Source organism: Streptomyces sp. FIT100 (genome assembly GCF_024584805.1).
GTDB lineage: Bacteria > Actinomycetota > Actinomycetes > Streptomycetales > Streptomycetaceae > Streptomyces.
In genome coordinates this window covers 4,105,188-4,121,679 of record NZ_CP075715.1, presented here as the reverse complement: position 1 = coordinate 4,121,679, position 16,492 = coordinate 4,105,188, and the positions used below count along the sequence as shown (strand labels likewise).

Annotated in this window: 17 protein-coding genes and 1 pseudogene; 10 read left to right on the top strand and 8 right to left on the bottom strand. The window is 73.8% G+C overall.

Features of this window, described 5'->3' with window-relative positions; all coding sequences use genetic code 11:
- The first annotated feature begins 22 nt into the window (after positions 1–22).
- The 3 genes from KK483_RS18505 to KK483_RS18495 are packed head-to-tail and all read left to right on the top strand — an operon-like array spanning position 23 to position 3,665.
- A complete protein-coding gene (locus tag KK483_RS18505; RefSeq protein WP_262006321.1) occupies positions 23–1,513 on the top strand; it encodes a cobalamin biosynthesis protein CobG in 1,491 nt (496 codons plus the stop codon).
- Complete coding sequence (locus tag KK483_RS18500; RefSeq protein ID WP_262006320.1) at positions 1,510–2,151, top strand: precorrin-8X methylmutase; 642 nt, start codon at positions 1,510–1,512, stop codon at positions 2,149–2,151. Before KK483_RS18505 ends, KK483_RS18500 begins: the two co-directional genes overlap by 4 nt.
- On the top strand, positions 2,148–3,665 hold the full coding sequence (locus KK483_RS18495; protein ID WP_262006319.1) for a precorrin-2 C(20)-methyltransferase: 1,518 nt from the start codon (positions 2,148–2,150) through the stop codon (positions 3,663–3,665). The genes KK483_RS18500 and KK483_RS18495 overlap by 4 nt, the downstream gene beginning before the upstream one ends.
- Before the next feature lie 142 nt (positions 3,666–3,807).
- On the opposite strand, the gene KK483_RS18490 is transcribed toward KK483_RS18495, so the two are convergent.
- Complete coding sequence (locus KK483_RS18490) at positions 3,808–5,169, bottom strand: NAD(P)/FAD-dependent oxidoreductase (protein ID WP_262006318.1); 1,362 nt, start codon at positions 5,167–5,169, stop codon at positions 3,808–3,810.
- A 177-nt stretch (positions 5,170–5,346) separates the two neighbouring features.
- Positions 5,347–6,477, bottom strand: a complete 1,131-nt coding sequence (locus tag KK483_RS18485; protein WP_262006317.1) for a cobalt-precorrin-5B (C(1))-methyltransferase — start codon at positions 6,475–6,477, stop codon at positions 5,347–5,349.
- 11 nt (positions 6,478–6,488) lie between these two features.
- On the opposite strand from KK483_RS18485, the gene KK483_RS18480 reads away from it, so the two are divergent.
- Positions 6,489–7,226 (top strand): cobalt-precorrin-6A reductase, encoded by a 738-nt coding sequence (locus KK483_RS18480; protein WP_262006316.1) that lies wholly within the window; start codon positions 6,489–6,491, stop codon positions 7,224–7,226.
- 42 nt (positions 7,227–7,268) lie between these two features.
- On the opposite strand, the gene cobM is transcribed toward KK483_RS18480, so the two are convergent.
- Together cobM and cbiE are read right to left on the bottom strand one after the other, a co-directional pair.
- Complete coding sequence (gene cobM, locus KK483_RS18475; RefSeq protein ID WP_262006315.1) at positions 7,269–8,024, bottom strand: precorrin-4 C(11)-methyltransferase; 756 nt, start codon at positions 8,022–8,024, stop codon at positions 7,269–7,271.
- A complete protein-coding gene (gene cbiE / locus KK483_RS18470; protein WP_262006314.1) occupies positions 8,021–9,271 on the bottom strand; it encodes a precorrin-6y C5,15-methyltransferase (decarboxylating) subunit CbiE in 1,251 nt (416 codons plus the stop codon). The genes cobM and cbiE overlap by 4 nt, the downstream gene beginning before the upstream one ends.
- Before the next feature lie 125 nt (positions 9,272–9,396).
- Here cbiE and KK483_RS18465 point away from each other — a divergent pair.
- Positions 9,397–9,858: pseudogene (locus KK483_RS18465) on the top strand (cation:proton antiporter regulatory subunit); the annotation flags it as partial.
- A 113-nt stretch (positions 9,859–9,971) separates the two neighbouring features.
- Complete coding sequence (locus KK483_RS18460) at positions 9,972–11,210, top strand: cation:proton antiporter (RefSeq protein WP_262006313.1); 1,239 nt, start codon at positions 9,972–9,974, stop codon at positions 11,208–11,210.
- Here the strand turns inward: KK483_RS18460 and KK483_RS18455 are convergent, their stop codons facing one another.
- A complete protein-coding gene (locus KK483_RS18455; protein ID WP_262006312.1) occupies positions 11,211–11,339 on the bottom strand; it encodes a DUF6126 family protein in 129 nt (42 codons plus the stop codon).
- A gap of 123 nt (positions 11,340–11,462) precedes the next feature.
- On the opposite strand from KK483_RS18455, the gene KK483_RS18450 reads away from it, so the two are divergent.
- The 4 genes from KK483_RS18450 to KK483_RS18435 all read left to right on the top strand — a co-directional run bounded on the left by KK483_RS18450 (position 11,463) and on the right by KK483_RS18435 (position 13,814).
- Positions 11,463–12,563, top strand: coding sequence for an LLM class flavin-dependent oxidoreductase (locus KK483_RS18450; protein WP_262006311.1), 1,101 nt, complete (start codon positions 11,463–11,465; stop codon positions 12,561–12,563).
- 2 nt (positions 12,564–12,565) lie between these two features.
- On the top strand, positions 12,566–13,216 hold the full coding sequence (locus tag KK483_RS18445; RefSeq protein WP_262006310.1) for an FMN reductase: 651 nt from the start codon (positions 12,566–12,568) through the stop codon (positions 13,214–13,216).
- A gap of 12 nt (positions 13,217–13,228) precedes the next feature.
- On the top strand, positions 13,229–13,486 hold the full coding sequence (locus KK483_RS18440; protein ID WP_262006309.1) for a hypothetical protein: 258 nt from the start codon (positions 13,229–13,231) through the stop codon (positions 13,484–13,486).
- 118 nt (positions 13,487–13,604) lie between these two features.
- Positions 13,605–13,814, top strand: a complete 210-nt coding sequence (locus tag KK483_RS18435; RefSeq protein WP_262006308.1) for a hypothetical protein — start codon at positions 13,605–13,607, stop codon at positions 13,812–13,814.
- A gap of 76 nt (positions 13,815–13,890) precedes the next feature.
- Here the strand turns inward: KK483_RS18435 and KK483_RS18430 are convergent, their stop codons facing one another.
- The 3 genes from KK483_RS18430 to KK483_RS18420 form a co-directional block, all read right to left on the bottom strand.
- On the bottom strand, positions 13,891–14,745 hold the full coding sequence (locus KK483_RS18430; protein ID WP_262006307.1) for an ABC transporter permease: 855 nt from the start codon (positions 14,743–14,745) through the stop codon (positions 13,891–13,893).
- Positions 14,742–15,851: an ATP-binding cassette domain-containing protein gene (locus KK483_RS18425; protein WP_262006306.1), complete on the bottom strand. Its 1,110-nt coding sequence runs from the start codon at positions 15,849–15,851 to the stop codon at positions 14,742–14,744. Before KK483_RS18425 ends, KK483_RS18430 begins: the two co-directional genes overlap by 4 nt.
- A 172-nt stretch (positions 15,852–16,023) precedes the next feature.
- Positions 16,024–16,401, bottom strand: coding sequence for a hypothetical protein (locus KK483_RS18420; RefSeq protein ID WP_262006305.1), 378 nt, complete (start codon positions 16,399–16,401; stop codon positions 16,024–16,026).
- Positions 16,402–16,492: the final 91 nt, after the last annotated feature.

Here is a 16,492-nt window from a genome sequence, read left to right as displayed (position 1 = left end):
GGGCGGCAGTATGCTCGCCGCCATGCCGCCCATACCCTCAACCCCGGCGGACCCGGGCGAACCTCGCATACGGGACCGGGGCGACGCCTGCCCGGGCGCGCTGCGGCTGCACGCGGCGGACGACGGGCGACTGGCCCGACTCCGGCTGCCCGCAGGCTTGTTGACATCACGTCAGCTGATGACGCTGGCCGACGCGGCGGAGCGCCTGGGCGACGGTGCGGTGAGCATCACCTCCCGGGGCAACGTGGAACTGCGCGGCCTCGGCGACGACTGCGGGGCGGAGCTCGCGGAACTGCTGCGGGGAGCCGGACTGCTGCCCTCCGACACCCACGAGCGGGTGCGCAACATCGTGGCGTCCCCGCTCGCCGGACTGGACGGACTCGGTTGCGCCGACGTGCAGTTGTGGGCGCGCGAGCTGGACGCGCTGCTGTGCGCGACCACCCGGGCGGCGGACCTCTCGGGCCGCTTCCTGTTCGCGCTGGACGACGGGCGGGGCGATGTGGCGGGGCTCGGCGCGGATGTGACCTTGCTCGCAGAGCCGGGGGACACGGTGGTGGTGCGGGTGGGGGGCGCGGGGTTCCGCGTCCCCGCCGCGGCTGCGGCCCGGGCGGCCCTCGCCGCGGCAGAGGCGTTTCTGGCGGCGGCGGCCGGCACCGGTGCGTGGCGCGTCCGGGACCTGCCGGACGGGGGAGCGGGGTTGGCGGGCGCCTGCGGCGAGCTTTTCCCCACCCCGCCCCTTCCCGAACCGGGGGCTTCGCCCCCAGACCCCGACGGCGGGGGCTCCGCCCCCGCACCCCCGCGCCTCAAACTCCCCCTACGCCCTGCGGCGTGGGGGGACCCCCAGCGAGGCTGGAAACCGGGGCTGCGCCCCGCATTTCCAGCCCGTTGGGGGCACCTCCCAGGCGAAGCTCTGGGGGAGTTCGAGGACACGGCCGGAGGCCGTACGGAGGGCTGGGGGCTTGCCCCCCCAGTTGCGGGAAAGGGCCGGGTGGGGACAGAACCCACCGCAGGCCCGCCGCCCGGGATCGTCGAGGGGCCCGGCGCATGGGCCCCGGTCGCCGCCGCGCCCCTCGGGCGCCTCACCGCCGCGCAGCTCCGCGCCTTGCTCCCCGCGCCCGCGGGCGAAGTGCGGTTCACCCCGTGGCGCGGGGTCGTCGTGCCGGGCTTCGCCGAGCCCGAGGCTGCGGAGGAACGACTCCGCGCGCTGGACGCCGCCGGGTTCATCACCGGCCCCGCCGACCCCTGGTACGGCGCCACCGCCTGCACCGGCCGCCCCGGCTGCGGCAAGGCCCTCGCCGACGTACGGGCGGACGCGGCACCCGGCCGCGGCGGCCTCCCGGTCCACTTCTCCGGCTGCGAACGGCGCTGCGGGCACCCGCACGGCGACTGGACCGACGTCGTCGCGACGGCCGACGGCCGCTACGAGGTCGACGGAGTGCCCTGCGCCCGCTCCTCACTCGCCGCCACCGTCGCGGCGGCCCGCACCACCGGCACCACACTGACGACGAAATGAGCGAGAGCACCGTGTTCGACTACGAGAAGGACGGGGCGGAGATCTACCGCCGGTCCTTTGCCACCATCCGCGCCGAGGCCGACCTCGCCGCGCTCCCCGCCGACGTGAGCCGGGTCGCGGTGCGGATGATCCACGCCTGCGGCATGGTCGACCTGGTGCGCGATCTCGCGTACTCGCCCGGTGTGGTGGCCCGCGCCCGCGCCGCCCTGCGCGCCGGGGCGCCGGTCCTGTGCGACGCGCAGATGGTCGCCAGCGGCGTCACCCGCAAGCGGCTGCCCGCGGACAACGACGTGATCTGCACGCTCTCCGACCCGTCCGTGCCCGCGCTCGCCGCCGAGCTCGGCACGACCCGCAGCGCCGCCGCACTGGAGCTGTGGCGCGACCGCCTCGACGGCGCCGTCGTCGCCGTCGGCAACGCGCCCACCGCCCTGTTCCGGCTGCTGGAGATGATCGACGAGGGCGCGCCGCGCCCGGCCGCCGTCATCGGCATCCCGGTCGGCTTCATCGGCGCCGCCGAGTCGAAGGACGCGCTCGCCGGGCACGGCAGCGGCGTCGAGCATCTGGTGGTGCGGGGCCGGCGCGGCGGCAGCGCCATGGCGGCCGCCGCGGTCAACGCGATCGCGAGTGAGGCGGAATGAGCACCCAGCGGACCGGACGGCTCTACGGCGTCGGGCTCGGACCCGGCGACCCGTCCCTGATGACCCTGCGGGCCGTCGAGGTCATCGCCGAGGCGGATGTCGTGGCCTACCACAGCGCCCGCCACGGCCGTTCCATCGCGCGCTCCATCGTGGCGGGACATCTGCGCCCCGACCACATCGAGGAGCGCCTGATGTACCCGATCACCGTGGAGACCACCGACCATCCCGGCGGCTACCGCGGCGCGCTCGACGACTTCTACGAGGAGGCGGCGGAGCGGCTCGCGGCCCATCTCGACGCGGGCCGGACGGTCGCCGTGCTGGCCGAGGGCGATCCGCTCTTCTACGGCTCCTACCAGCACATGCACAAGCGGCTGGCCCACCGCTACCCGACCGAGGTCATCCCCGGGATCACCTCGGTGAGCGCGGCCGCGGCCCGGCTCGGCGAGCCGCTGTGCGAGGCCGAGGAGGTCCTGACGATCATCCCCGGCACGCTCCCGGAGGAGGAGCTGGCGGCCCGTCTCGCCGCCACCGACTCGGCTGTGGTGATGAAGCTGGGGCGGACGTTCCCCACGGTGCGGCGCGCGCTGGAGCGGGCGGGGCGGCTGGACGACGCGCGGTACGTCGAGCGCGCCACGATGGACGGCGAGCGCACGGAGCGGCTGGCCGAGGTGGATCCGGAGTCGGTGCCGTACTTCTCGGTGGCGGTGCTGCCGAGCCGTGTCGACGAGGTCCGGCCCGAGGCGCGGGCGCAGGGCGAGGTCGTCGTGGTGGGCACCGGCCCGGCCGGACCGCTGTGGCTCACGCCCGAGACCCGGGGTGCGCTGGCGGCCGCCGACGATCTGGTCGGCTACACGACCTATCTGGACCGGGTGCCGGTGCGGCCGGGCCAGCGCCGCCACGGCTCCGACAACAAAGTGGAGGCGGAGCGCGCGGAGTTCGCGCTGGACCTCGCCCGGCGCGGGCGGCGCGTGGCCGTCGTGTCGGGCGGCGACCCGGGCGTCTTCGCGATGGCCACGGCGGTGCTGGAGGCCGCGTCGCTGGAGCCGTACGCGGACGTGCCCGTGCGCGTCCTGCCCGGTGTCACGGCGGCGAACGCCGCGGCGGCCCGCGCGGGAGCGCCACTCGGCCACGACTACGCGACGGTCTCGCTCTCCGACCGGCTCAAGCCGTGGGAGGTCATCGCCGAACGGATCCGGGCGGCGGCCGCCGCCGACCTCGTCCTCGCTCTCTACAACCCGGGCTCGCGCAGCCGCACCTGGCAGGTGGCCAAGGTCCGCGAACTGCTCCTGGAGCACCGCGCCCCGGACACCCCGGTCGTCGTCGCCCGCGATGCGGGCGGTGCGGAGGAGAGCGTACGGATCGTGCGCCTGGCCGAACTCGACCCGGCGGTGGTCGACATGAGGACGCTGCTGCTGGTCGGCTCGTCCCGGACGCGCACGGTGTCGCGGGGCGACGGCACGACGGTCGCCTGGACTCCGCGGACGTACCCCGCTCAGGGCGCGTCCGACGCATAGCGGCGTCCCGGTGGGGGCGTGCCGGGCGCCGACAGCAGCCGGGACGCCGACGACACGCCCCGCGCCGGCCCGTGCACGGGGCGAGCCCGCCCGGACGGCCGGGCCGCGGCCGGGCCGTCGTCCGTCCACAGTCAGTCCGTGGTCAGTCCGCGGCCAGGACTTCGTGGGCGGCTCGCTCGCCGGAGCGCACCGCCCCCTCCATCAGTCCGTGCATCAGCGTCGCCGACTCCGTGCCCGCCCAGTGGATCCGGCCCGCGGGCTCGCGCAGCGCGCTGCCGTAACCGGTCAGCGCGCCGGGCGGGAAGTGGGCGACCATCCCGCCCAGCGACCACGGCTGTCCCGACCAGTCCGTCTCCAGGTACGCGGTGGGACGGCGCGCCTCCGGTCCGAACCGCTGGGCGAGCGCGCCCAGCCAGAGGTCCTGGCGCTCCTCGGGGGCGAGGCGGCCCAGCCGCACGGCCCCGGGCCCGAACGCGTAACTGCTCAGCACCCCCGGCCGCCCCGAGCGCGGGGTCTGGTCGATGGTGACCGGGGCGGGCGACCGGGGTGCGAGCGTCTGCCCCGACAGCCGCTGCCCCCGCCAGAACGGCTCGGGGTACTGCGTGATCACCCTGATGATCGCCCCGGGCACCGCCCGCTGCCGCAGGTGGCTGTGTGCGGCGGGCAGCGGCGGGTCGAAGACGATGCGGCCGGCGAGCACGGGCGGAGTGGCGACGATGACCCGCCGTGCCCGCACGGCGAGCGCGTCGGAGACGAGCCGCACGTCGGCGGCGTTCTGCTCGATGCGCCGGACCGGGCTGGACAGCCGTACCGCCGCTCCCAGGCGCTCGGCCATCCGCCGCGCCAGTTCGGGGGCTCCGCCGTCCACGAGGTGGGATTCCGTCTTCCGGCTGTCGGTGTAGTAGCCGAACCCGCCGAGCCCGCCGCCCCGCGCCAGAACGAGCGCGCCGAGCAGCGAGACCTCCGACGGGTCGGCGCAGAAGAGCAGGCTCATCGTCGATCGGAGGAGCGTACGGGCGGTGTCCGAGGGCACGTTGAGCGGTTGGGAGAGCCACTGCCCGAGCGTCCGGGCGTCCCAGGCCCGTGCCCGCCGGGCCTGCCAGGGGGCGTCCGCGGGAAGCCGCCGCGCCATCAGGTTCAGGCGCAGGAGGGCGGTCCCGAGCGCGGCGAGCGCGGCCGGGCCGGCCTTGGGGACGGTGCCCCGGTAGCGGTGGTTGACGCCGTCGAGACGCACGAGGTGATCGCCGTCGTCGTACTGGGGGTACACCTCGAGTCCGAGATCCCGGCAGAGCTGGAACATCCGCTCCTGGCCCTTTCCCAGCCAGGTGCCGCCCGCGGAGACCACGGTGCCGTCGGGCAGCTCCCTGTTCCAGACCCGCCCGCCGACCCGGTCCCCGGCCTCCAGCACCACGACCTCCCGGCCGGCCCCGACCAGTTGCCGCGCGGCCGCAAGACCCGCGAACCCCGCGCCCACGACGCACACGTCTGCGCTCACCTGCTCCATGGCCACCTCCACGGAGCAGCCTCGCCCGCCGGTGCCCGCGGCGCCCGGTGGGTGATCCGGCCGGGCGCGACGGGGGAGCCGTCCGGGTGACCGACCGGGCGGGTGACCGACCGGGCGTCCCCATGACCGGCCGGGCGACCGCGTGACCGGCCGGGCGACCGGCCCGACCGCCCGTGGTCAGGGCCCCTTGGGGGACGAGCGCCCCACCACCGTCCCTGCCCGGTCGACGCACACCACGTCCACCGTGACCGGTGCGCCCCGGAGCACGCCGAGCGCCTGCTCCCGGGCGGCCGCCGCCACGAGGTCGCCCAGCGGCACACCGCGTGCGGCACACAACTGGAGGGCGGCGAGGCCGGTGTTGGCCGCCGCGACCTGTGCCGCCAGCGCCTCGTCCGCCCCGCCCGCCCGCGCCAGCTCCGCAAGGAAGCCCTTGTCGACCTGGGAGCGGGCGGAGTGGAGGTCCAGATGCCCGGCGGCGAGCTTCGACAGCTTCGCGAAGCCGCCGCAGACGGTGAGCCGGTCCACCGGGTGCCGGCGTACGTACTTGAGCACCGCGCCCGCGAAGTCGCCCATGTCGAGCAGGGCGTCCTCGGGCAGACCGTAGAGCGAGACGACCGCCTTCTCGGACGTCGAGCCGGTGCAGCCGGCGACATGCGTACGGCCCGCCGCCCGGGCCACATCCACACCACGGCGGATCGAGTCGATCCACGCCGAGCAGGAGTACGGGACGACGATCCCGGTCGTGCCGAGGATGGACAGTCCGCCGAGGATGCCGAGCCGCGGGTTCCAGGTGGAGCGGGCGATCTCCTCGCCGTGGTCGACGGAGACGGTGATCTCGGCGTCGCCGGTGCCGCCGTGCCGGGCCGCCGCCCGGGCGATGTGCTCGCGCATCAACTGGCGCGGCACGGGGTTGATGGCGGGCTCCCCCACGTCGAGCGGCAGCCCGGGCCGGGTGACCGTGCCGACGCCTGCGCCCGCCCGGAAGACGACACCGGAACCGGCCGGCAGGATCCGCACCGCGGCCCGGACCAGCGCGCCGTGGGTGACGTCCGGGTCGTCCCCCGCGTCCTTGACCACACCGGCCATCGCGTGTCCGTCCCGCAGCTCCTCGGCGGCCAGCGCGAACGCCGGGGTCTGCCCCTTCGGCAGCACGATCGTCACCGGGTCGGGGAAGTCGCCGGACAGCAGTGCGGTGTACGCGGCGGTCGCGGCGGCGGTGGCGCAGGCGCCGGTCGTCCACCCGGGGCGCAGACCGGTGTGCTTCAGTTGGGCGGCACGACCGCCACCGCCACCACCGGCCTCACCCATCGAAGGACCCCATGCACATCCTCGTCCTCGGCGGTACCACCGAGGCCCGTGCCCTCGCCGAACCGCTGTGCGCGAGGGGGATCCGGGTGACGACCTCGCTGGCCGGCCGGGTCGCGGCGCCGCGGCTCCCCCGCCGCGGTGAGGTGCGCGTCGGCGGCTTCGGCGGCGCGGAGGGCCTCGCGGCGTGGCTGGGCGACCACGGCGTGGACCTGCTCATCGACGCCACCCATCCCTTCGCCGGAACGATCAGTTTCAACGCGGCACGCGCCGCCGCTCTGGCCCATGTTCCCCTGCTCGCCCTGCGCCGCCCCGGGTGGGCCCCCGCCGACGGCGACACCTGGCACCTCACCGACTCCCTGGCGGACGCGGCACGCGCCCTGCCGGCCCTCGGCACCCGGATCTTCCTCACCACGGGCCGCATGGGGCTTCCGGCCTTCGCCCACCTCGACGAGCTGTGGTTCCTGGTCCGCTCCGTGGACCCCCCTTCGCCTCCGCACCCGTCCCGGATGGAGACCCTCCTGGACCGGGGGCCCTTCACCCTCGACGGCGAGCGCGAACTGCTGCGCCGCCACCGCGTCGACGTCCTCGTGACGAAGGACAGCGGCGGCGCGGCGACCGCCCCGAAGCTCACGGCCGCGCGCGAGGCGGGCCTTGCGGTGGTGGTGGTCCGCCGCCCGCCGGTTCCGGAAGGGGTGCCGGTGGCGGCGACGGTGGACGAGGCGGTGGCGTGGGTGGCGGCACGGGCGTGAGCGCCCCGGAGCCGCTCCGCGCCGCCCCGCGGCGCCCCCGGGTCAGTCGCCGCAGGCGTGGCGCTCGCGGGCCGGGTCGTACAGGTGGCTGTCCCTGAACTGGGACGCGGCCAGGGTGCGGCCCACCAGGATCACCGCCGTCCTGGTGATGCCCGCCGCCTTCGTCAGACCGGCGATGTCGCCGAGGGTGCCGCGCAGCACGATCTCGTCGGGGCGGCTGGCCATGGCGACGACCGCGGCGGGGCAGTCGGTGCCGTAGTGCGGCAGCAGTTCGGCGACGACGCGGTCGGCGTGGCGCGCCGCCAGGTGGAGGACGAGCAGCGCGCCGCTGCGGCCCAGGGTGGCGAGGTCCTCGCCGTCGGGCATGGGGGTGGCCTGCTGTGCGATGCGGGTCAGGATGACCGTCTGGCCGACGGTCGGGACGGTCAGTTCGCGCTTCAGCGCGGCCGCCGCCGCGGCGAACGCCGGCACCCCGGGCACGACCTCGTACGGGATTCCCACCGCGTCGAGGCGCCGCATCTGTTCCGCGACGGCGCTGAAGACCGAGGGGTCGCCCGAGTGCAGCCGGGCCACGTCGTGGCCCTCCTCGTGGGCGCGGACGAACTCGGCGGTGATCGCGTCCAGGTCGAGGTGGGCGGTGTCGACGAGCCGTGCGTCCGGCGGGCATTGGGCCAGCAGCTCGGCCGGGACGAGCGAGCCGGCGTACAGGCAGACCGGGCACGAGGCGAGCGTCCGTGCGCCCCGCAGGGTGATCAGGTCGGCGGCGCCGGGGCCCGCGCCGATGAAGTAGACAGTCATTGCTCCTGCCCTTCCGTTTTGGTGACGGACCATTGGGTGACCGGCATCGCCTGGCGCCAGCCGGTGAAACCGCCGACCGGCACGGCGTGCGCGACGGCGAGCCGTACGAGCTCGCCCCCGTGGCGCCGGTACCGGTCGGCGAGCAGCGCCTCGGACTCCAGCGTCACGGTGTTGGCGACGAGCCGCCCGCCCGCCGGCAGCGCGGCCCAGCAGTGCTCCAGCAGACCGGGCGCGGTGAGCCCGCCGCCGATGAACACCGCGTCGGGCGCGGGGAGCTCGGTGAGCCCCTCGGGCGCGGCGGCCGCCACGATCCGCAGACCGGGAACGCCGAGCGCCTCCGCGTTGCGCGCGATGCGCCGCGCCCGTTCCGGATCGCGCTCGACCGTGACCGCCCGGCACGACCGGTGCGTACGCATCCACTCGATCGCGATCGACCCCGATCCGCCGCCGATGTCCCACAGCAGCTCCCCGGGCGCGGGTGCGAGCGCGGCGAGCGTCGCGGCGCGCACATGCCGCTTGGTGAGCTGGCCGTCGTGCTCGTACGCCTCGTCGGGCAGCCCCGGCACGGCGCCCAGCCGCAGGGCGCCGGCTTCCCGTACGCAGTCGAGCGCGATGACGTTCAGGGGGTCGCCGGGCGGGTGGGCCCAGCTCCCGGCGATTCCGTCCCGTACCCGCTCGCGCGCCGAACCGAGCTGTTCGAGTACGCGCATCCGGGTCGGCCCGAAGCCCTTCGCGGCCAGCAGCCCGGCCACCTCCCCCGGCGTCGCCGCGCCCGCGCTCAGGACCAGCAGCCGCCGCCCGTCGTGCAGCGCGCCGGTGAGCGAGGCCGCCGGCCTGCCGACCAGGGTCACCGTGCCGGTGTCCTCCAGCGGCCAGCCGAGGCGGGCACAGGCGTACGACACGGACGACGGATGCGGCAGGACGCGCACCCCGTCCGCGCCGAGCTCCTCGGCGAGCGCACGGCCGATGCCGTAGAACATGGGGTCGCCGCTGGCGAGCACGGCCACGCGCCGGCCGGCGTGCGCGGCGAGCAGCCCCGGCACGGCGGGCCGCAGCGGCGACGGCCACGGCACGCGCTCGCCCCCGCACTCGGCGGTGGGCAGCAGGCGGAGCTGGCGTGCCCCGCCGATGAGCACGTCGGCGGCGCGCAGGGCGGCGCGGGAGGTCTCGGGGAGCCCGTCCCAGCCGTCGGCGCCGATCCCGACGACGGAAAGCACGTGGTCGGCGGGGTACGGGTCGGCGTTCACGGACCGGAACTCTACTGTTCGGGCCCCCGCCGCCCGCCGCCCCCCGACGATGGTCAAGATCGACCAATGGAAAGGTAATGGTAGTTTAAAGACATACTGCTCAACTCCTGTACCGGGAGGCATCCATGGGCACACGGCGCACTTCGCTCCCCGGCGTCGGCACGCAGTACGACTTCACCACCGAGAGCGGACGCCGTCTCTCCGTCGTCGTCCACCAGGACGGCCGCCGTTTCCTCGGCTTCTACGCCGCCGCCGATCCGGACGCGAGCGTCGCGTCCGTACCGCTGTCGCCCGACGAGGCGGCCGCGCTCGCCCACCTCATCGCCCCGGACACGATCGATGCCGTACGCACCGACGGGATCGACCTGGTCACGGAGCGCATCCCGGTCTCCGCCCGCTCCCCGTACGCGGGGCGGCGGCTCGGTGAGACCCGGGCGCGCACCCGGACGGGCGCGTCGATCGTCGCCGTGCTGCGCCGGACCAGCGCGCATCCGTCGCCCGGTCCGGACTTCCGGTTCGCGATCGGGGACACGCTCGTGGCGGTCGGGACCCGGGAGGGCGTGGACGGCCTCGCCGGGATCATCTCCGGGACGGAGCACGAAGCCGGCGACGGCAGCGACGCCGGCGACAGCGACAGCGACAGCGACAGCGAGGGCAGCAACGGTGGCGACGACAGCGACGGCGACACGGGAGACTGACCGTGCACAGCACCACCACCCTCCTGATCGAGCTCGGCGGCATCATCCTCACGCTGGGGCTGATCGGCCGGTTCGCCGGACGCATCGGGCTCTCCCCGATACCGCTCTATCTGCTCGCCGGGCTCGCCTTCGGACGGGGTGGGCTGCTGCCGCTCAGCGCCAGCGGGGACTTCATCGCGGTCGGCGCCGAGATCGGCGTCATCCTGCTGCTGCTCCTGCTGGGGCTGGAGTACAGCGCGTCCGAGCTGGTCACCAGCCTGCGCACGCAGTATCCGTCCGGCGCCGTCGACTTCGTCCTCAACGCGCTCCCCGGCGCGGGCGCCGCGCTGCTGCTGGGCTGGGGCCCGGTCGGCGCCGTCGCGCTCGCCGGGGTGACCTGGATCTCCTCGTCCGGGGTGGTGGCGAAGGTCCTCACCGACCTGGGGAGGCTCGGCAACCGCGAGACACCGGCCATCCTCGGCGTGCTCGTCATCGAGGACCTGTCGATGGCCGTCTACCTGCCGCTGCTCACCGCCCTGCTGGCCGGTCTCGGCCTCGCGGGCGGCAGCATCACGCTGGTCATCGCCCTCGGCACCGTCTTCGTCGTCCTCTGTCTCGCCATCCGGCACGGCCGGGTCCTCAGCCGGGCCGTCTCCTCCGACAACCCGGAGATGCTGCTCCTCGTCGTCCTCGGCCTCACCCTGCTGGTCGCGGGCGTGGCCCAGCAGCTCCAGGTCTCGGCGGCGGTCGGCGCCTTCCTCGTCGGCATCGCGCTCTCGGGGGAGGTCGCGGAGGGCGCCCGGCGGCTGCTCGCGCCGCTGCGGGACCTCTTCGCCGCGGTCTTCTTCGTCTTCTTCGGACTGTCGACCGACCCCGCGGCGATCCCGCCGGTCCTCGTCCCCGCGCTCCTGCTGGCCCTCGCCACCGCGGTCACCAAGATCGCCACCGGCTGGTACGCGGCCCGCCGCGCCGGCGTCGGGCCGCGGGGCCGGCTCCGGGCGGGCGGCGCGCTCGTCGCCCGCGGCGAGTTCTCGATCGTCATCGCGGGCCTGGCGGTGGCCACGGAGCCCCGCATCGGGCCGCTCGCCACGGCGTACGTCCTGATCCTGGTGATCCTGGGACCGTTCACGGCCCGCTTCACCGAGCCGGCCGTGCGTCACCTCCAGTACCGGCTCAGGCTCCGGCACGGGCCGCAGCAGCCGGGCCGGGCCGGGCGGGAGGCAGCGCCCGAGGAGCTCGCGTCCCCGCCCCGGGGCGGTTGATCACTTCTGGGCGTGCCCGCCCACGTAGAAGAGCAGCCACACGAAGCCCGCGAAGAGGTGCGTCGCGAAGACGTAGACGAAGACGCGCAGGGCGACACCGCGCTCCTTCCAGCGCTCGCTCTCGCTCACCACGGCCTCCTGTGCATACCGGACACGTCGCTCCAGAGTACGGCGGAATAGACCCGGGGCCGCGCCGGTTCAAGGAGACGGTTTAAGATTCAACCAACTGGAACCCCCCTGGAGGCGAGCGCGATGCAGTTCGGGATCTTCACCGTCGGTGACGTGACCACCGATCCGACCAACGGCCGCACCCCGACCGAGCACGAGCGGATCAAGGCGATGGTCGCCATCGCGCTGAAGGCCGAGGAGGTCGGCCTGGACGTCTTCGCGGCCGGCGAGCACCACAACCCGCCGTTCGTCCCCTCGTCGCCGACGACGATGCTCGGCCACATCGCGGCCCGCACCGAGAACCTGATCCTGTCCACGTCCACGACGCTGATCACCACCAACGACCCGGTGAAGATCGCCGAGGACTACGCGATGCTCCAGCACCTCGCGGACGGCCGCGTCGACCTGATGGTGGGCCGCGGCAACACCGGCCCGGTCTACCCGTGGTTCGGGCAGGACATCCGCCAGGGCATCCCGCTCGCCATCGAGAACTACTCCCTCCTCCACAAGCTGTGGAGGGAGGACGTCGTCGACTGGGAGGGCAAGTTCCGCACGGCGCTGCAGGGCTTCACCTCCACGCCGCGGCCGCTGGACGGCGTCCCGCCGTTCGTCTGGCACGGCTCCATCCGCTCGCCGGAGATCGCCGAGCAGGCCGCGTACTACGGCGACGGCTTCTTCCACAACAACATCTTCTGGCCGGCGGAACACACCAGGCGGATGGTCGCCCTCTACCGCAAGCGGTACGCGCACTACGGGCACGGCACACCGGAGCAGGCGATCGTCGGCCTCGGCGGCCAGGTGTTCATGCGCAAGAACTCGCAGGACGCGGTCAGGGAGTTCCGCCCGTACTTCGACAACGCGCCCGTCTACGGACACGGCCCCTCGCTGGAGGACTTCACCGAGCAGACCCCGCTGACCGTCGGCTCCCCGCAGCAGGTGATCGAACGGACGCTGGGCTTCCGTGAGGTCGTGGGCGACTACCAGCGCCAGCTGTTCCTGATGGACCACGCGGGACTCCCGCTCAAGACCGTGCTGGAGCAGCTCGACATCCTCGGTGAGGAGGTCGTCCCGGTGCTGCGCAAGGAGTTCGCGAACCAGCGGCCCGCCGGGGTCCCGGACGCGCCCGTCCACCCGGCAGTCGCCGCCGCCCGCACCACGGCCCGCAACACGACCAAGGAGGACTGACCATGGAGCAGTTGAGGCTCGTCGCCGTGTCGGCCGGGCTGAGCAGTCCGTCCTCGACCCGGCTGCTCGCCGACCGGCTGGCGGAGGCGGTACGCGGCGAACTCGCCGAGCGCGACCGCAAGGTGGAGGTCGAGGTCGTCGAACTGCGCGACCTGGCCGTGCCCATCGCCAACAACCTGGTGACCGGCTTCCCGCCGCCCGCGCTGGCCGCCGCGGTCGACGCCGTGACCCGGGCGCACGGACTGATCGCCGTGACGCCCGTCTTCACGGCCTCGTACAGCGGACTGTTCAAGTCGTTCTTCGACCTGATCTCCCCGGACGCGCTGACCGGCAAGCCGGTCCTGATCGCGGCGACCGGCGGCACCGCCCGCCACTCCCTGGTCCTCGACCACGCGCTGCGGCCGCTCTTCGCCTATCTGCGGGCGCTGGTCGTCCCGACCGCCGTCTACGCGGCGTCGGAGGACTGGGGCGCGAGCGGTGACGAGTACACCGAGGGCCTGCCCGCCCGCATCCGCCGGGCGGGCACCGAACTGGCCGGGCTGATGGCCGCCCGGCCGACCGGTGAGGCTGGGGAGGGAGAGGCGAGGGAGACGAGGGAGGCCGACGAGATCGCCGAGTTCGAGGAGCAGTTGGCCGACCTCCGCTTCGACTGATACTCCTGCGGCTTGCGTGAACGAGGGGCGAACTCCTCCCGCTCGTCCACCGCTGCGGCTCGCGACGGCACCTTCGCCACGCGTACGAAGATCGGCACAGGCCGGCAGATCTACCCGGTGCTGGCCGGAGGCAGCGACGTCACCGGCGACGGGAGGCCCGACCTGGTCGCCAAGGACGCCGGGGGCACCCTGTGGATCCACAAGGGCACCGGCAGCACGACCGCGCCCTTCGCCGCGCGCACGAGGGTCGGGTCGGGCTGGCACGTCTAGACCAAGGTCGAGGCCGTCGGCAACATCGCCGGCTCGTCCGTGGGCGACCTCGTCACGCGGGACACGGCCGGGGTGCTCTGGCTCCACCAGCAAGGGCAACGGGACGTTCAGCCCCCGCGTGAGGATCGGCAGCGGCTGGAACGCGTACACCCACATCGTGGCCATCGGCGACGCCAACGTCGACGGCAGGCCCGATCTCTACGCGTTCGGCCCCAACGCCGCGTCGTACTACTACGAGAGCACGGGCAGCGCGAGCGCTCCGTTCCGTGCCCGCACGGGCAGCTCGGTGCTCTTCCACGCCTGGCAGACCTACAACCACCTGCTCTGATCAGAGCAGGACCCGGCGGGACGGCGGCCGGTGGTTCCACCCCCGTGGGAGCCACCGGCCGCCGCCCCGCTCGGCCTCACTTGCGGTTGTACAACCGCATCGTGACCGCACCGAAGACGAGGACGAACGCCGCCGACCAGCCCAGCGACCAGGCGATGTCGGCGGCGGGCCAGTTGCCCGCCATCAACTCGCGCACGGCCGTGGCCAGATGCGTGACCGGGCTGTTGTTGACGAACGCCTGGAGCCAGCCCGGCATCGTCCTCGGGTCGACGAAGACGTTGCTCAGGAAGGTCAGCGGGAAGATCACCATCATGCTGACGCCCATCACCGACTTCTCGGTGCGCAGCATCAGGCCGAACATCGTCCAGATCCACGAGAAGGAGAACGAGAACAGCATCAGCAGCGCGATGCCGAGCAGGATCCCGGTCGCGCCGCCGCCCGGGCGGTAGCCGATGACGACGCCGACCGTCAGCATCACCACGGAGGCGATGAAGTAGCGGACGACGTCGCCGAGGAGATAGCCGACCATCGGCGCGGGCCGCCAGATCGGCAGCGTGCGGAAGCGGTCGAAGACTCCCTTGTCGATGTCGGTGTTGATCGCGACGCCCGTGTACATCGTGATCATCACGACGCTCATCACGAGGATGCCGGGCAGCAGGAACTGGATGTACGCGTCGACCGAGCCGGCCAGCGCCCCTCCGAAGAGGTACGTGTACATCAGCACCATCATGACCGGGAACGCCGTCACGTCGAAGAGCTGCTCCGGCACGTGCTTGATCTTGAGCATGGCGCGCCAGCCGAAGGTCAGGGACGCCGAGAGGGCGCTGGGACGCAGCGGGCGGTCCCCGGCGACGAGGAGGGCGGCCAGGTCCTCGGCCCTGGGGGCGGTGAAGGAGTGGTCCTCGGTCTCCTTGGTGGCGACGGTGCTCATACCGCGGTCTCCTTCTGCTCGGCCGTCCCGTTCATGCCGTTCGCGCTGTTCATTCCGTTCGCGCCGCTGGCGCCGTTCGCGCCGTTCGCGCCGTTCGCGCCGTTCGCGCCGTTCGCGCCGTTCATGTCGGCGTCACCGCCGTTGAGCGCCTTCTTGTCCGTGAGGGCGAGGAAGACCTCGTCCAGGCTGGGCTGGCCCAGCGCGAAGTTGTCGACGGTGATGCCGGCCCTGGCCAGCTCGGACAGCGCCCGGGCGGCCTGCTCGGCGGCGCCCAGTTCGGTGCCGTGGCCGTTGACGCGGGCCGTCAGGGCGACCGGGTCGGCGTCGAGCTGGACCGTGGCTTTCAGGGCGAGCGCGAGGATCCGTTCGGCCTCCGGCCGCTGCTCGGCCTCGCGCAGCCGCAGATGGACCGCGCCCGAGCCGACGGACGCCTTCAGCTCGCCCTTGGTGCCCTCGGCGATCACCCGGCCGTGGTCGATGACGGCGATCCGGGAGGCCAGTTGGTCGGCCTCGTCCAGGTACTGCGTGGTCAGCAGCACCGTCGTGCCCTGGGCGACGACGGCCCGCACGATGTCCCACACCTGGTTGCGGCTGCGCGGGTCGAGCCCGGTCGTCGGCTCGTCCAGGAACAGCAGATCGGGTGTGTTGAGAATGGACGCGGCGATGTCGATACGGCGCCGCATCCCGCCGGAATAGCTCTTCACCTGGCGGCCGGCCGCCTCCGACAGCCCGAACGCGTCGAGCAGCTGGGCGGCCCGCTCGCGTGCGGCGGGCTTGCTGTGGCCGAGCAGCCTGGCGAGCAGGAGCAGGTTCTCGGTGCCGGTCAGGTCCTCGTCCACGGAGGCGTACTGTCCGGTGAGGCTGACCAGGCCGCGTACCGCGTCGGCGTCCGCGAGCACGTCCCTGCCGAAGACCCGCGCCTCACCGCCGTCCGGTCTCAGCAGCGTGGCCAGCACCTTCACCGTGGTCGTCTTGCCCGCGCCGTTCGGGCCCAGGAGGCCGTAGACGGTGCCGGCGGGGACGCGGAGGTCGACGCCGTCGACCGCGCGGTTCTCGCCGAACACCTTCACCAGGCCGGTCGTCTCGATGGCCAGTTCTGTACTCATCCTCGGTTCCCTCGGTCCTTCGGTCCTCGGTTCCTTCGTTCCTCGCGGAAGCGCTGGAGTGCAGACCGCCACCGTGGCACAAACTCACCGCGCGGCCGCCGGATTTGTTACCAGGCGGCCGCGCGGGGGCACGGGGTGAGGGGGGTATGGGGGTTCGAGGTACGGCGATACGTCAGTCCTCGTGCGTGTAGTAGTAGTAGAAGGTGACGATGAACGTCGCGGCCGCGATGGCCAGCGAAAGCACCGTCACCGTGAGGATGCTCCGGCCGCTCAGGCTGTACAGATAGCCGACCGCGCAGCCCATGAGCACCGCGTACGCCGCGGCGCGCACCTCGCGCGGCATGGCGTGCTGGAAGCGGCCCATGGCGTAGCACAGCCCGGCCATCACGGCGGCGGAGACGATCCCGACCGCGAACTGCGCGCCGGCGGACGCCCCGTCCTCGCGCGTCATGAACGATGTGTAGAGGCCGTACAGCGCGCCGATCGTGAGGGGCACCACCCATCCGAGGGCGCCGTGGCGGTGGACCGGCACCGCAGCGTGCGTAGCCATGGCAGAGCTCCTTCCGCTCCATCCACTACTCCACCCACCAGCGGACACCCGTACGGCGTACACGGCAAGTGGAAGCAGGCTGGAACAGCCC

Coding starts and splice junctions, on each gene's coding strand:
- KK483_RS18505 (WP_262006321.1), top strand. CDS start 23: ATGCCGCCCATACCCTCAACCCCGGCGGACCCGGGCGAACCTCGCATA.
- KK483_RS18500 (WP_262006320.1), top strand. CDS start 1,510: ATGAGCGAGAGCACCGTGTTCGACTACGAGAAGGACGGGGCGGAGATC.
- KK483_RS18495 (WP_262006319.1), top strand. CDS start 2,148: ATGAGCACCCAGCGGACCGGACGGCTCTACGGCGTCGGGCTCGGACCC.
- KK483_RS18490 (WP_262006318.1), bottom strand. CDS start 5,169: ATGGAGCAGGTGAGCGCAGACGTGTGCGTCGTGGGCGCGGGGTTCGCG.
- KK483_RS18485 (WP_262006317.1), bottom strand. CDS start 6,477: ATGGGTGAGGCCGGTGGTGGCGGTGGCGGTCGTGCCGCCCAACTGAAG.
- KK483_RS18480 (WP_262006316.1), top strand. CDS start 6,489: ATGCACATCCTCGTCCTCGGCGGTACCACCGAGGCCCGTGCCCTCGCC.
- cobM (WP_262006315.1), bottom strand. CDS start 8,024: ATGACTGTCTACTTCATCGGCGCGGGCCCCGGCGCCGCCGACCTGATC.
- KK483_RS18450 (WP_262006311.1), top strand. CDS start 11,463: ATGCAGTTCGGGATCTTCACCGTCGGTGACGTGACCACCGATCCGACC.
- KK483_RS18445 (WP_262006310.1), top strand. CDS start 12,566: ATGGAGCAGTTGAGGCTCGTCGCCGTGTCGGCCGGGCTGAGCAGTCCG.
- KK483_RS18430 (WP_262006307.1), bottom strand. CDS start 14,745: ATGAGCACCGTCGCCACCAAGGAGACCGAGGACCACTCCTTCACCGCC.
- KK483_RS18425 (WP_262006306.1), bottom strand. CDS start 15,851: ATGAGTACAGAACTGGCCATCGAGACGACCGGCCTGGTGAAGGTGTTC.
- KK483_RS18420 (WP_262006305.1), bottom strand. CDS start 16,401: ATGGCTACGCACGCTGCGGTGCCGGTCCACCGCCACGGCGCCCTCGGA.